Source organism: Thermonema sp., assembly GCF_026003375.1.
Lineage (GTDB): Bacteria > Bacteroidota > Bacteroidia > Cytophagales > Thermonemataceae > Thermonema > Thermonema rossianum.
Window position 1 is genome coordinate 231,087 of the sequence record NZ_BPHD01000003.1, and the last position, 14,618, is coordinate 245,704.

Sequence of the window (14,618 nt, forward strand, 5' to 3'; positions counted from 1 at the left end):
GAATAAAATTCTAAATTTTAGCAACTATGAAAAAGATATTATACACAATAGGCTTATTCCTGACCGGAGCCGCCCTGCTGAGCTCCTGTATGGAAGACCCCGGAACTGAAATTGTTTTTGACAAAAAACCGGTGGTGGAGTTTAACTATGCTACTTTCTCTACCAAGCCAAAAGATCGAGCGGTAACTTTATTGGATGGCGAAAACTATCCTTTACAGGTACAAGTAAACTGGATAGGTAAAGCACCCGGCAATGATGTGGTGATTCCGGTAACAATAGATGAAGCTAATACGACAGGACAGGAAGGGGTGGACTTCATCATTCCTAAAAAAGAGGTAGTCATTCCGGCAGGAGAAACCATCGGATATCTGGATATCGAAGTGATTGACGATCAATATAGCGGAGGTGAGGAGTTTACGATTGCATTGAGTCTGCAGCCGGGTGCTGACTATGAAGTGTCAAAGAATGCCGGCAGCTTGGAGTACGATTATTTCATTGCTTGTCCATTTGATATCAATACATTCGTGGGTGCCTACGATTGTGATGAGCCCGGATATGCGGTTTATCCGGTGAACTTTAGTTTAGTTTATGATGGAACGGGTAATGAGCCTCCTACAACGCAAAATGATAACTTCTGGGATGTAGGTGCTGCCATCAACTATGAATTTGAGCCCACCTCAATCGTTGATGTTGTCATCACTATTCCCGAACAGGAATTTGTTTATGGTTCGAATACTTATGTTGTAACGGGAACAAGTGAAGGAACTGTTCCAAACACTTGTAGTGGTGACTTTAAGGTAAGCTACACAGTGAAGCGAAAAAACACTGGAGCTACGGTTGATAGCAATATACATACTTTCACCAAGCAGTAGCAGAACCCTGCTATTAATATATGTGTGAATCAACCTATAGGCATCGAAAGATGCCTATAGGTGTTTATAGAGAAGATGGATTACTGTTGAAACATAGAACAAATCGTAAGGTGGTATGAAGAAGTTCTTAAAAAACATTTACCGGCTATGGATACTCTGTGCGATTTTTGTGGGGCAAACACAAGCACAGCAGCAAACCAATAAAGAACGCCTGTTGGAGTTGGCGCAGCAGTACACGCAACTGCATGAAGCAGCGCGCCAAAGAGTAGCCCGGTATGCAGCAGCCAAGGGGGTGGGCACACGTGTGGAACTGCCCAACGGAAAAATCATTGAAATAGTAGATGTAACACCTGACGGTCAGCCGGTGTACCGTGAAACCAAAAACATAGGAGCGGCCGCCACGATTGGCACCAACCAGTTACATCCGGGGGGCAGCTTGGGGTTGAGCCTGACCGGAAAAGGTATGGTGGTTGGTGTATGGGATGGTGGCAATGTGCGTGCCACGCATCAAGAATTTGGCGGGCGTGTGCAGGCGGCCGGCGATGGTACCGCCCTTAGTGCCCATGCCACTCACGTGACAGGCACTATGATTGCTGCCGGTGTAAACCCTTCTGCCAAGGGTATGGCGCCGGAGGCAGTGGCACACACCTACTACTGGAACAATGACCTGGCAGAGATGGCGCAGGAAGCAGCCAACGGCTTGCTGGTATCCAACCACTCCTACGGAACGGTACAAGGATGGTACTGGAATGGCTCCGGTTGGGAATGGACCGGGGGCGCCGGCAATGAAGACCCCGATTTTGGTGCTTATACCTCAGAGTCGAAAGCCATAGACAATATAGCCTATAACGCTCCTTATTATCTGATTTGCTGGGCAGCAGGGAATGATTTCGGTGATGGAAATGGAGGGCCGGGACCGCAGCCTCCCGATGGGGCAATTGATAATGGGGATTGTATAGGGCCCGAAGGTATGGCGAAAAATATACTGGCAGTGGGTGCCGTGGAAAAGGTCACGAACTACACAGACCCATCCAGTGTGAAATTGGCAAGCTTCAGCTCGCGGGGACCGGCCGATGACGGGCGCATCAAGCCCGACATAGTAGCGGCAGGCGTGAGTGTTTATTCCACAGTGAGCAGTGCCGATGATGCCTACGGCACAATGAGTGGCACTTCTATGGCTACACCGAACTTATCAGGTTCTTTGATTTTGCTTCAGCAGCTTTACTATCAGCTGCATGGGCAATATATGCGGGCGGCTACGCTGAAAGGTTTGGTGATTCAAACCGCCAAAGAAGCCGGACCCAACCCGGGTCCCGACCATTGGTATGGTTGGGGCTTGGCTGATATTGAGCATGCCGCCCGGGTGATATGGAATGAAAACGGGCAAAATATTCGTATCGTAGAGGCAGCACTTAACAATGGCGATACCTATTCCTTTACTTTTTATACAGATGCCACGGCACCGGTGGTGCTTACCCTCTGCTGGACCGATGTGCCGGGTACGAACCTCTCTACCGGTCTGGATGACCCCACGCCCGCTTTGGTCAATGACTTGGACGTGGTGATTACCGACGCCTCGAATAACCAATATTTCCCCTGGATTGGTCCTGCCACGCCCACCGGACCGGCCACCAAAGGGGTAAACAACGTGGACAACGTAGAGAAAATAGAATTTACCCCTTCCGCACCGGGTAACTATACCGTGACCGTATCTCACAAAGGTACGCTTATCGCTGCACCACAGGCTTTTTCCATTATACTGGAGGCGCCCGATGCTTCGGCACCTGCTTCGGTACTTTACTGGAAGGGCGGAAGCGGTGACCTGGCAGATCCTGCGAACTGGGCAACAGCCCCCGACGGCACCGGCTCCGCTATGCCCGATGCTACCAAACGTTTGGTGTTTGGTGCCAATGCTTTTTCCGGAAATGGAAACACCTTGACTCTTTCACAAGACTTAAACGCAGCTCAAATTTACTGGGCAGCTTCAGGCACTCAGCAATTGGACTTGCAAGGCAAGCGCTTTACTGTAAAAGGTTCGGTATTGATCAATGAAGGGAAATTGAATATAAGCGGTACCGGCTATATTGATTTGGGGACCAACTCAGGGGACTTAATAGCCAATCTGAACGAGTCAGACTGGAGTAAGGCTGTCGTTTCTGTTTGGATGGTGGACCCCAACACCAAAGCCGATTTCCAAAATGTGGCATCCATTGGTACTTTAACTATTTATCAAGGGGAAGTGGACTTGTCAGATGAGGAGTTCAGTGTGGACAATATTTATCCAAGCGGCACTTTACAGAAAAAGCTTATTTTAACAAATGCTACGCTCACTTTTGCTCAAAACATAGACTTAAACGATGCCAATTTGAGTGTTGTATCCGATGGGGCACGTTTGAATGCACTTTCCGGCACCGCATCGTCTTTGTCATTGAACAATGAAAATTATGATTTCGACATTACCGTGGACAACACCACTACTTTGTCGGTAGATGGTACTGACGGCGCCACCTTGAAGCGTTTAACCTTGAATAATGGAACTTTGGGGCTCAATAACGATATAGGCATTCATCAGCTGACAGCCATGCCCGGTACGATTATTCAAATAGCTACCGGAAAAACCCTGTCTATAGGCACCGGCTCTGCTATTACGGGTGATGCTTCCGGTACTGTGGTGCTGGCAGGTGTGGGGGGCAGTGCCACTCTTACCTCAATAGGTACCATGAAGCTATGTGCTTCTTATCTTACAGTCAGCGATGTGGATGTAGTGGAGCCCCTGGTAGCAACCGCTACCCAAAGCACACTGACCAATGCCAACGGATGGCTTGAACAAGGATGCGACGAGGTGTTGTTTGCTGATTTTACGGCACAATACTCTTGCGTAGCCGATGGAACCACTTTCTTCAATAACCAATCTACCGGTACCATTCAAACATATCTTTGGGACTTTGGTGATGGAAATACTTCCGGTGAGCCTTTCCCCACGCACACTTATGCTTCAACCGGCAGTTATGTAGTAACTTTGACTGTCTCAGATGGAACGAATACCCACATGAATAGCAAGACCATTCAGGTGAATAATTATAATTACACTTCAGCTCCTTACTTGTCTTATGTGAGTGGTAAGTTGTATGTAAACGGTAATGTTGGTTTCTATCGCTGGTTCAAAGATGGCGTCCTTATTCCTGACTTTACGAGCAATGGATTGCCGGTAGGTGAGTATGGAATAGGCGAGTACTATGCAGTGGTGGGAAACACCAACTGTGCCTACAAAACAGCCCCCCTCTTTGTGAATGGACTTGCCGAGGAGGTAGCCGAAGGAATGGAGCTATATCCCAATCCGTTTACCGGTGAGCTGCATATTAAGCTCATGCACTCATGGCAAGGACAATTTGAACTCTCTGTTACAGACCTTGCCGGCCGCGTGTATCAATCATATGAAAAAAGTAAGAAAAGCTTTACTTTTGTTGATACTTTGACCCCCAACCTGCCGGCAGGTATGTATATTCTTACCATTAAGAGCAACGATTTCTCGATTCATAAAAGAATTATAAAGCAATAAATTTCAATATTTTCCGTTTCATTGAAGAAGTTAAACTGTTAAAATCTCAATTTCTTATGTTACGATTACTTCAATTTATTTCAACTATCCTACTTGTATTTGCTGCTGTTAATAGCTATGCACAAATTTCAAACGTGACAGCCTTTGATGGCACCCCTGTCAAGGAAAACAGGTATCCCAATGTAAAGGGAAGCCCATGGTTGGTAGATGCCTGGCTTGAGGGAGAGATCTGGGCAGAAGGTGAGCAACACCTCAAAAACGTTAAGTTGCGTTATGATGAATATGCGGATGAGGTGATTTTATTGAAAGAAGGCAAGAGCTTTCGTCTGAACCCAACGACCATTAAGGGGTTTGTTATTTATGTGCCGGAATCATCGGATATGGAAGCAAAGCCCTATGTTTATAAAAATGGCTATCCGGAGGTAGATGGCAATAATTCATCTGCTTTTTACCGGGTGCTCTATGAGGGCAAAAAAGGCGCTTTCCTCTACCGCACAAAAGTAGAGTTATTTGAAAATGCGCCTACCTACGGCTCGGCCGTGAATGAAACATCTTTTGTTCGCAAGAAGCGATACTATATTTATAAAGATGGTAAAATGCATGCAGTACGCCTTAACAAAAAAGACATACTGAAAGCCCTGAATAGTAAAGAAGCAGAAGCTTTTGTAGCAAAAAATAAGATGAAACTGAAAAAAGAAGAGGAAGTCATTCAACTCTTTGCTGCAATAGAATCAATGTAGTCGTAAAGGTATTATATGTATCATTGCAAGCCCCCCAAGCGGGGGCTTTTGCTTTTTGTAGCCATACCTTCTGTATCTTTGTAGAAAAAAGGTGACATTATGAGCAATTACCACGAACCGGTGATGTTGAAAGAAGTGTTGGATTTTGTGCCCAAGGAAGCAGACAAGCCGCTGTTGTTGTTGGACCTGACCTTCGGAGGTGGAGGGCATAGCCGGGCTATTTTGCAAAACATGCCGCCGCAAGCTGTGTTGTGGGGCTTTGACCAAGACAGCGACGCTGCCCGCCAAGCCAAGCAAATTACCGACCCCCGTTTTCATTTCTTCCAGGCCAACTTTCGTTTTTTTGGGCAGTTTATTGAAGCACAAACCCAAAAAGGCGTGGATTTTATTTTGGCAGACCTGGGTGTCTCTTCGCATCAGTTCGACACCCCCGAGCGTGGCTTCTCTTTTCGCTTTCCGCAAGAGCCGCTGGATATGCGCATGAACCGGCAAGCCCCCCTTACTGCTGCCGACATACTGAATACCTATGGCGCCGAAGAGCTGCAGCGCGTGCTGGGGTGGTATGGTGAAGTAAAAAATGCCCGCACACTTGCCAAGGCCATTGTGGCTGCCCGCTCTGTGCGCCCTTTGCAGAAAGTGGCCGACCTGAATGCTGTCATAGAAAAACATGCCCCCCGCCAAAAAGCACACCAATACTTTGCGAAAGTGTACCAAGCCTTGCGCATAGAAGTAAACGACGAGATGGGCGCCCTGCGCGAGATGCTTGAACAGGCGGCCACCTATTTAAATCCGGGAGGGCGCATGGTCGTCATCTCTTATCATTCATTGGAAGACCGCCTGGTGAAAAACTTCTTTGCCACGGGCAGCTTCCGGGGCGAAGAACCACCGCGCGATTTGTACGGCAATGTCTTAACCCCCTTACAACCCATTACACGCAAAGCCCTAATACCTACCGACGAAGAAATAGCGCGCAACCCACGGGCACGTAGTGCCAAATTACGTGTAGCCGGGCGGATCAGGTAGACGATGGCTTAGGTGTAAAGTTGTTTTTTACGGGCTTTCTGTGCATCTTTAAATGCAGTAATGCAATGGTTATGGCTGAAAACACTTATAAAAAAACACCTGTTCAAGGCGAGCGCAAGCGCCCGGGAGGCGTTTTTCATTGGATAGACAAGGTTTTGAATTTCGACTTCTTATTGGATGAAAAGCACCGGAAAAATGTGGTGCCTTATCTGCTTTTTTCAGCCTTGTTGGCAATTGTTTATATTGCCAACAGACACTACGCCGAGCGCAGCCAGCACCGTTTAATGCAATTACGCAAGGAAGTGAACAATTTACGCACAGAATACACTACCCGTAAGGCTGACTATATGGGACTGACCCGGCAGTCGGCAGTAAAGAAAAAAGCTCAAAAGCTGGGCTTGGAAAGTGGGCACAAGCCACCTTATGTGATTCGTTTGGAAGAGTAAACGGGAAAAGCCTTGAATATCAAGCAGTCTATACTTTTACGTGTCCGGCTCTCTTTTTTATTGGTAGCGGCAGTGGCTTTGGCTATTGTGGCACGTATCGTGTACATACAATTCGTGGAGGGCGACTATTGGCGCCAAAAAGCCGAACGGCGCGATGTACGTTTGCAGCCCATTCCTGCCCTGCGGGGCAATATTCTGGCCGATGACGAGCGTCTGCTGGCTACTTCCTTGCCTTTCTACAAAGTGGCTTTTGACCCCGTGGCGCCGGATGAAGCTACTTTCAAGGCGGGCATCGACTCGTTGGCTTGGTATGCCGCCCACTTTTTCGGGGATCGCACCCCACAAGAGTATAAGCATTTCTTCGTGAATGCCCGCCGGCAGGGGCGTCGTTATGTGCCCTTGGGAAGGAAAGCGGTGGACCACAGCGACATGCAAAAGATTGCTGCCTGGCCCATCTTCCGAAAAGGGCGCTTGAAAGGGGGCATTATTTTCGAGCAGGAAACACGCCGCTTCAACCCATTCCACACCTTGGCACGCCGGACCATCGGTTATGTGAATAATGAAGGGCGTGGCGTAGTAGGGATTGAACTAAGCTTCGACAAATACCTTCGAGGCAAGCCCGGGCAGGCAGTTTACAGACGCTCGGTAGGGAACCGTTGGGTGCCTTTTCATGATGGTTCTTTCATAGAGCCGCAAGACGGCATGGATGTATATACCACACTGGACGTGAACATACAAGATGTGGCACACCATGCGCTTTTAAAAGCACTGGTAGAAAACGATGCAGACTTTGGTTGTGTGGTGGTGATGGAAGTGAAAACGGGCGCTATCAAAGCCATGGTGAACTTGGGGCGTGTGGATAGTGCCCGCTATGCCGAGAATTATAATTATGCCATTGGCAGCAAGGGCAGTGCCGACCCCGGCTCTGTATTTAAGCTGGCTTCCGTGATGGCGCTTTTTGAAGACAACCCACAGCTTTCGCTAAACGCGCCGGTAGAAACCGGTGATGGCAAATACCGCTTCTGGGATGTGGTGCTGCGCGATCCCAAGCCTGACGGTTACGGCACCATCACCTTGCAGCAAGCCTTTGAATACTCTTCGAGCATTGGCATTGCCCGCATGGTGTATGAGCACTTCAAAGCCAATCCACAGCGTTTTATCAACTATTTGCATCAATTTGGGCTAAGCACTCCCCTCGATTTTCAGTTGGTGGGCGAAGTAAAGCCGTATATCAAAAATACGAACGACCCCACTTGGAGCCGCCTGTCATTGCCTTGGATAGCCATTGGTTATGAAACAGTGGTTTCGCCTTTGCAATTGCTTACTTTCTATAATGCAGTGGCAAACAACGGCAAGATGGTGCAGCCTTTCATCGTGGACGAAATAAGAGACAAAGAGGGGCGTGTGGTGGTCGATTATGAGCCGGTACTCTTGCGTGAGCGCATCTGTTCGCCGCAAACCTTGCAAAAAGCCCGTCTTTTGCTTGAAGGTGTGGTAGAACGTGGCACAGCCCGGAACATCAAAAGCAAACAATACAAGATAGCCGGCAAAACCAGTACTTCTCAAAAATTCAAGGATGGGCAATATATCAAAGAGTATCATACTGCTTTTGCGGGTTACTTCCCTGCCGATAACCCCAAATACAGCTGTATTGTAGTGATAGACAACCCAAGGCGCAATTTGCAATATGGTGGCGAAGTGGCTGCTCCCGTTTTTCGCAAAATCGCCGATGAAATCTATAGCATGGACTTGAGCATCCACGAAGACAAGGTCATTACCCGGAAGGCAGTTTCGCCCAAACAAATACCTTATAATGAGGTAGGGAAAGCTGCTGACTTACAACGTATTTTTGAAGAGTTGGATATTCCGCAAAAAAAATGGGAGGGGGTAGATGAGCACAGTTGGGTATTCTCTTCCACGGCGCCCGATAGCACGGTGGTTTGGAAGCCCCTGTTGCTCGATGACGACAATATGCCCGATGTGCGAGGCATGAGCTTGCGCGATGCTCTTTTTATATTGGAAAACAGAGGGCTGAACGTTTGGGTGAAGGGCAAAGGCAAGGTATTGCGGCAAAGCATCGAGCCCGGAAGGTCCATTAAGCGCGGTCAACCTGTCACCTTATACTTGGAGCACCCCTGAAAATTGAGACTTCTCAAAAAAGCAAGCGAAGGGAAAAAAGCAACATATTCCCTTCGCTTGGGGAATTAGTTATGCAGAAACAGAAAAAGTACAAAAAGTGCAGTGAGGAAATAGGGCACCAAAGAGGCAGCACCGGCATAATCTTTTGCCATGCGTTGACCAAAGAAAAGCATCAACAAGCTAAGTGCCGAGAGCAGCACGCCCCAAAAAGCAACAGTGGTGTTGCCGGCAAATACAATGAAGGCAGCGCCCACTGCCGACACCACACCCGAGGCTACTTCCATGAGTGTCAGCACACCCAGTAGCAGGGGAACCATGCCTTTGAGCGGGCTTTGGGCAAAGTGCCCTTTGAGCCAGCTTAGATTGCCCTTCCAGTCAAAGACTTTGTCAAGCCCTGACTGAAGGAATAGAATGGCAAAAAATAAAGCGCCTAACAAGCGGAGCAAGAGCAGGGAGTGAATAAGTGTTTCCATTTTGCGTGTCTTTTTTGGTGAATGCCAATGAAAGTTAGTGAAAAATAAAAAAATGCTTGCTTGGGTGTTAACCGGAAGTGTTTTGTATGCTTGTCACTGTGCTCACGTTTTTTATCTGTTTGTGCTTTTCTTTTGTCATTTTGCCCCCTCTTTTTGTCATTTCGAGCATCCCACTTTGTTATTTCGAGCGTAAGCGAGAAATCTCTTTTTGCTTCTTGTGACGCGGCTTGATGAGTTTGAGATTGCTCACCTCACTGCGTTCGGTTCGAAATGACAAGCCGTGCTTCGCTCATTCGAGATGACAAGCTACTCTTCATGCTGTTTGAATGGCAGACTGTGCGGCATTTAAAAATACAGAATACGCGTATGTGGATGTTTCTTCAGGTAGCTTCTAATGATATGATGATGGTCTTTGTAGTCGGGGTACTTCTGCAGGAACTCATGTCTTTGTGCAAGCAGCTCGGCTTCCGGCAGCCCGGCAGGCGCATAGCCAAACCCCCGGTATTGGCTGTTTTCGACCAAAACGAAAGCCTGCTCGCGACTATGACGCCCACGCTCGACTATAAGCATGTTGCCATGCTCTATGCCGGGCAAGTGTTTAAAAGCTTGTCGCACACGCTGATTGTAGCTTTCTGCTGCTTCTGCCCCCACACAAGCCCCTTTGCATAAACCCACTTGATAGTCGAAGCAGGCATGGCGGGTGTCGTACAAATGAGCCAGCTTCATGCAAAGTTCATGTTTTTTCACCAGCTGATAAAGAAATTCCCGCCCTTTGGCTATACTCGGAAAGAAGTACAGAGGATTACCCCGCAGCTTTTCTGTCTTTTGTATGCTTAAATGCAGGTATCTGTCTTCTGCCATTTCCACAGCCAGCACGGCTTGAAAATGCTTATGTCTTTGTGCGCGGTTGAACGGCGGTTTGATTTGCTTGATAAGGTGGTTTTCTAACAAAAGGGCAACGAGCTCGCTGCCCGTAAGCCGGTATTCCACAGCATGTACTTTTTCCTTCAAACGCAGCCGGCGTCTTTGTTTTTCGCTTACTTGAAAGTGCTGCAGCACCCGCCGGTAAATATTCCGGCTTTTCCCCACATATAGGGTTTCGCCATTTTCGCCTTTCAGGAAATATACCCCAACATCTTCGGGAAGGTTTTCTATTTGCCGGCGGTCTATATAGGGCGGCAGGCTGACAGCCTGAATTTCTTCCTGCACAATGGCTTGCTTGGCCTGCACATCGCTGATTTGAAGCAGCTGTTCGAGTAAACGTGCGGTCACTTCTGCATCACCGAGAGCGCGGTGGCGTGCCCGGTTGGGAACGCCCAGCAGCTCGCTGAGCGCACTCAGCCCGTGTTTGGGTAGCTCGGGCATCAACAGGCGCGACAAACGCAAAGTGCAGAGGGTAGGGCGGCGGTAACGATAACCCAACTCTTGAAATGCTGCTTTTAGAAAAGAATAATCGAACTGCACGTTGTGTGCCACAAAAACACACCCTTCGGTGAGCTCTACAACCTTTTGGGCTATTTCAAAAAAGCGAGGGGCTTGGCTTACCATGTCACCGGTAATGCCGGTGAGGCGGCTGATAGCCGGCGGTATGTGTGTTTCGGGGTTTACCAGGCTGTTGAAGCGTTTCAGTTCACGCTTCCCATCGTGGACAATAATGGCTATATCTATGATTTTATCGAGCAAGGGGCGGCTGCCCGTCGTCTCCAAGTCAACAACTGCGTACAACATCTTTTATCATTAACAAGACAAAGTTAATAACTTTACCCAAGTGAAGCGGTCATTGCCTTTTACAAAACAACAGATGCATGAAATGGTTTACGCCTCTTTCCTTTGAGCACCTCCGTTTGCCGGTGCTGTCTTATGCACACCGCATCCTTTCCATTGGCTCCTGCTTTGCCGATGAAATGGGCAATTTGCTGAAAGATGCCAAGTTTTCGGTGATGAACAACCCTTTTGGTGTTTTGTTTAATCCTGTTTCGCTGCGCAAAACCTACTCCACAGCCATGCAGGCGGAGGGCAGCGCTTGGGAAGCGGGCATCTTGCAAGTAGCCGAAGACCTGTATGTGCACTACGACTGTCATTCAAAAATTTTTGGTACTTCTGCCCAAGCATTGATGAACAACTTGGAATCTACGGCAGCAGCCTTGCGGGCATGGCAACCCGATGTGATATTGCTCACTTTGGGCACTTCTATCGTGTACGAGCACCGCACACTGCGCACCATCGTTGCCAACTGCCATAAACAACCGGCAAGCCTTTTTCATAAGCGCACGCTCAGCCTTCCGGAAATCATGGATGCACTCAATGGATTATATGCCTTATGGCAGGGCGCCCAAGCATGGATTGTAACGGTGAGCCCCGTGCGGCATATTAAAGACGGATTGGTTGAAAATCAATACAGTAAGTCGCTGTTGCGGGTAGCAGTAGAGCAATGGCAACAACAGCATGCCAATATTTATTATTTTCCTTCCTATGAAATCATGATAGATGAGTTGCGCGATTACCGGTTTTATGCCGAAGATTTGGTACACCCCTCCCCACAGGCGATTCACTACATATGGGATTTGTTTTGCGCGCATTGCCTCGATGAATCGAGTCAAGTGTTGTATGCCCAATGGCAAAAGTTGAGCCGCCAATTGTCACACCGTCCTTTGTTTCCGCACACTGCACAGAACCGCCAACGTTTGCAGCGCCTGCTTGCAGACTTGCAGGCGCTCGCTGCTCAATTGCCCCTGCAAGAAGAAATTGCCCATGTAAAATGCTTATTAGAAGGCAATGCCTAAATGCGGTTCTTCTCGCCTTGCTGCCACAGACCTTTGTCGGCTTTTTGCACGGGGTCTTCTTCTTTGGGGCGGTTTTGGGCAGATAAAATACGATAAATCAGCTTCTCAATGGGACTGACGACGGCTGCCAGTGCTACGTTGGCAATCACTTTAAAGATGGTGACATTGCCCACCTTTTGCTCTATGTAGCCTTCAATAATGTTCTCGTTGACAAACTCAAACACAATCAGCAAGGTAGTAATAGCCAAAATGATGCTGACTTTGTGTCCTCTTTTTCGTGTGCCAAAGTAGAAAGAGGCAATCAATAAGCTCAAGAAAAAGGCAACTTCTGCCGCATAGAACCACCATTTTTCCCAATAAGGCGGCTCAATTTTGAAAGCAAAGGTGGTGTATATTTTATTTTCCACGCCGTCGCTGTTGGCTGCTTTTACTTGAAACTCATATTCGCCCGGTGGCAGGTTGGTATAAGTTGCTTTCCGTTGGTTGGTCCATTCGCTCCATTCTTTGTCGAAGCCTTTGAGGTAGTATTGATAACGCACCCGCTCCGGAATGGTGAAATGAATGCCTATGAACTCAAAAGTAAGGTAGTTTTGATTGTAAGGAAGCACCACGGCAAACTCTTCCCCTTCTTTTGGGCGCGGCAAGTTGAAGTAGTTATCTACGCTGTCGGCATATTGCCGCCAATCTATCTCTTTGCCAAATAAACGTATGGAAGTGATGTGTGTGATGGGGGGCATGGGATTGGGGCGGTCTTCTTTCGGGTTGTATTTTACAACACCATTGAACGCACCAAACCATAGGTTCCCTTCTCTGTCTTTGGCAACGGCATTAGGATAGGTTTGTATGAGCTTGAAGCCGTCTATGTAGCCGTAATATTTGAAATTTTGCTTTTTGTCGAACTTCTCCACCCCATTGCGATGCCCCAGCCATAAGTTGCCTTGGTCATCCTCAATGATAGACCATACATTCTGTGCACTTAGCTTGTCTTTTTTGCCGTAGCAAGTGAAGCAGTTGGTTTGCATGGGATTGGCATTGTCGTGCATACGACACAGACCATTTTCGGTAGCTACCCATATGGTACCGTTGCTGTCTTCATAAATAGAAAGCACCAAGTTATTGGCCAAGCCGTTTTGGATGGTGAAGTTGATAAACTTTTTGCCATCGAAGCGGCTCAATCCTTTGTAGCTGCCAAACCAGAGGCGCCCCCGGCTGTCGTGCAAGGCCGCACGAACATAATTGCTTGGTAAGCCCTGTTTTTCGGTATAATGAAGCACTCTTTCGCCATCGAAGCGCAGCAGACCATTGTCTGTGCCTACCCATATGTGCCCCAAGTCGTCTTCGGTGATACAGTACACATAGTCGTCGGCACGTGTGTCGGGGTTGTTGAAGGTTTCAAAACTGCCGTTTCGGTAACGGCAAAAACCCCCGCCGGCAGTACCTATCCACAGGGAGCTGTCGCGAGCCTGAAAGAGCGTACGGATGAAGTTATTGGGCAAGCCGTCGTCACGGGTAAATACTTTGAAACTTTGTTTGCCGTCGTATCGTACCAGTCCGTTGCCCAAAGTGCCAAACCACAAATACCCCTGCATATCTTGCAGGATAGAGGTTACGGCACGCCCGGTTACAAAAGGTTGCGCCAATATGTTGAAGCGGCGATTGGCCAGCTTCGATAAGCCCGCATCGGTGCCAAACCAAAGGTTTAAATTGCGGTCTTGATAAATGGTATTGATTTCGTTGCTGATAAGCCCGTTGAGTGTGGTGAGTGTCTCGCTGACGGTATCGGCAGCAATGGCAAAGGCGCCGCCTAAGCTGCCAAACCACAGCTTGCCGTCTTGAGTAACCGTGGTGGCAAATATGTTTTTGTCTATCAAGTCAAGCTCTATGGAGTGAATATTTCCCCGGGCATCCATCTTGGCCAAACCATTAGAGGTGCCAAACCATAAGTAGCCCTCATGGTCTTCTATGATGCAATTGACAATACGGCTGGGGAGCCCGTCTTCTTCTGTAAATACCTTGAAACCGCGCGTGTCGTAACGGGCTACGCCGTTTGAGGTGGCAATCCAAACATAGTGCTCGCTGTCTTGGTAAATGTACCAGGCACGGTTGCTGGGGAGGCCGTTTTCTACTGTATAATTGGTGAATTTTTTTCCATCGAAGCGGCTGACGCCGCCGGTGGTGGCAAACCACAGAAAGCCGTTGCTGTCTTCAAAGATGTAGTAAACGTCGTCGCTGATGAGTCCGTTTTTTGTGGTAAAGCTCTGAAACGTGCGCCCATCGAAGCGGCTGACGCCGGCACGTGTGGCTATCCACAGGTTCAGCTTACTGTCTTGAATGATATGGTTGACATTGTTGCTGGGCAAGCCATGCTCTGTGGTGTATTCCTGAAAAGTAGCTCCATCGAAGCGGCAGATGCCGCCTTCGGTAGCCAACCACAAAAAACCATTGTAGTCTTCGACTATGGCACGCACATGCGACTCCGGAAGGCCTTCTACCAGGCTATAGTTGCGAAACGGGTATATCTGTGCGCTTATTGAGAAAACAACACTAAAAAAGCATAAAAAAATAAGTCCAAAACGACGCATC

Annotated in this window: 10 protein-coding genes; 7 read left to right on the forward strand and 3 right to left on the reverse strand. The window is 48.2% G+C overall.

What is annotated here, in order from left to right; translation table 11 throughout:
• The first annotated feature begins 26 nt into the window (after positions 1–26).
• The 6 genes from QVE43_RS10610 (at position 27) to QVE43_RS10635 (ending at position 8,779) form a co-directional block, all read left to right on the forward strand.
• A complete protein-coding gene (locus QVE43_RS10610; protein WP_288007001.1) occupies positions 27–872 on the forward strand; it encodes a hypothetical protein in 846 nt (281 codons plus the stop codon).
• Positions 873–987: 115 nt separating this feature from the next.
• Entirely contained in the window at positions 988–4,431 is a 3,444-nt protein-coding gene (locus tag QVE43_RS10615) for a S8 family serine peptidase (RefSeq protein ID WP_288007002.1), read from the forward strand.
• Between the two features lie 56 nt (positions 4,432–4,487).
• On the forward strand, positions 4,488–5,171 hold the full coding sequence (locus QVE43_RS10620; protein WP_288007004.1) for a hypothetical protein: 684 nt from the start codon (positions 4,488–4,490) through the stop codon (positions 5,169–5,171).
• 99 nt (positions 5,172–5,270) lie between these two features.
• On the forward strand, positions 5,271–6,194 hold the full coding sequence (gene rsmH, locus QVE43_RS10625; protein ID WP_288007006.1) for a 16S rRNA (cytosine(1402)-N(4))-methyltransferase RsmH: 924 nt from the start codon (positions 5,271–5,273) through the stop codon (positions 6,192–6,194).
• Between the two features lie 71 nt (positions 6,195–6,265).
• On the forward strand, positions 6,266–6,640 hold the full coding sequence (locus QVE43_RS10630; protein ID WP_288007008.1) for an FtsL-like putative cell division protein: 375 nt from the start codon (positions 6,266–6,268) through the stop codon (positions 6,638–6,640).
• A 12-nt stretch (positions 6,641–6,652) separates the two neighbouring features.
• A complete protein-coding gene (locus QVE43_RS10635) occupies positions 6,653–8,779 on the forward strand; it encodes a penicillin-binding protein (protein ID WP_288007010.1) in 2,127 nt (708 codons plus the stop codon).
• Positions 8,780–8,844: 65 nt separating this feature from the next.
• Here the strand turns inward: QVE43_RS10635 and QVE43_RS10640 are convergent, their stop codons facing one another.
• Together QVE43_RS10640 and QVE43_RS10645 are read right to left on the reverse strand one after the other, a co-directional pair.
• Positions 8,845–9,252 (reverse strand): DoxX family protein, encoded by a 408-nt coding sequence (locus QVE43_RS10640; RefSeq protein ID WP_288007012.1) that lies wholly within the window; start codon positions 9,250–9,252, stop codon positions 8,845–8,847.
• A gap of 345 nt (positions 9,253–9,597) precedes the next feature.
• The gene (locus QVE43_RS10645; protein ID WP_288007014.1) at positions 9,598–10,980 is read right to left on the reverse strand and encodes an exonuclease domain-containing protein; all 1,383 of its coding nucleotides are present in this window, start codon (positions 10,978–10,980) and stop codon (positions 9,598–9,600) included.
• Positions 10,981–11,057: 77 nt separating this feature from the next.
• Here QVE43_RS10645 and QVE43_RS10650 point away from each other — a divergent pair, with 77 nt between their 5' ends.
• Positions 11,058–12,035, forward strand: a complete 978-nt coding sequence (locus QVE43_RS10650) for a GSCFA domain-containing protein (RefSeq protein ID WP_288007016.1) — start codon at positions 11,058–11,060, stop codon at positions 12,033–12,035.
• Here the strand turns inward: QVE43_RS10650 and QVE43_RS10655 are convergent.
• Complete coding sequence (locus QVE43_RS10655; protein WP_288007018.1) at positions 12,032–14,617, reverse strand: two-component regulator propeller domain-containing protein; 2,586 nt, start codon at positions 14,615–14,617, stop codon at positions 12,032–12,034. The two genes, QVE43_RS10650 and QVE43_RS10655, sit on opposite strands and share 4 nt — an antisense overlap.
• Between the last annotated feature and the right edge of the window lies 1 nt (position 14,618).

Excerpts from the sequence above, each read along its gene's own strand:
- QVE43_RS10610 (WP_288007001.1), top strand. The coding sequence starts at position 27 with ATGAAAAAGATATTATACACAATAGGCTTATTCCTGACCGGAGCCGCC.
- QVE43_RS10615 (WP_288007002.1), top strand. The coding sequence starts at position 988 with ATGAAGAAGTTCTTAAAAAACATTTACCGGCTATGGATACTCTGTGCG.
- QVE43_RS10620 (WP_288007004.1), top strand. The coding sequence starts at position 4,488 with ATGTTACGATTACTTCAATTTATTTCAACTATCCTACTTGTATTTGCT.
- rsmH (WP_288007006.1), top strand. The coding sequence starts at position 5,271 with ATGAGCAATTACCACGAACCGGTGATGTTGAAAGAAGTGTTGGATTTT.
- QVE43_RS10630 (WP_288007008.1), top strand. The coding sequence starts at position 6,266 with ATGGCTGAAAACACTTATAAAAAAACACCTGTTCAAGGCGAGCGCAAG.
- QVE43_RS10640 (WP_288007012.1), bottom strand. The coding sequence starts at position 9,252 with ATGGAAACACTTATTCACTCCCTGCTCTTGCTCCGCTTGTTAGGCGCT.
- QVE43_RS10645 (WP_288007014.1), bottom strand. The coding sequence starts at position 10,980 with ATGTTGTACGCAGTTGTTGACTTGGAGACGACGGGCAGCCGCCCCTTG.
- QVE43_RS10650 (WP_288007016.1), top strand. The coding sequence starts at position 11,058 with ATGAAATGGTTTACGCCTCTTTCCTTTGAGCACCTCCGTTTGCCGGTG.
- QVE43_RS10655 (WP_288007018.1), bottom strand. The coding sequence starts at position 14,617 with ATGCGTCGTTTTGGACTTATTTTTTTATGCTTTTTTAGTGTTGTTTTC.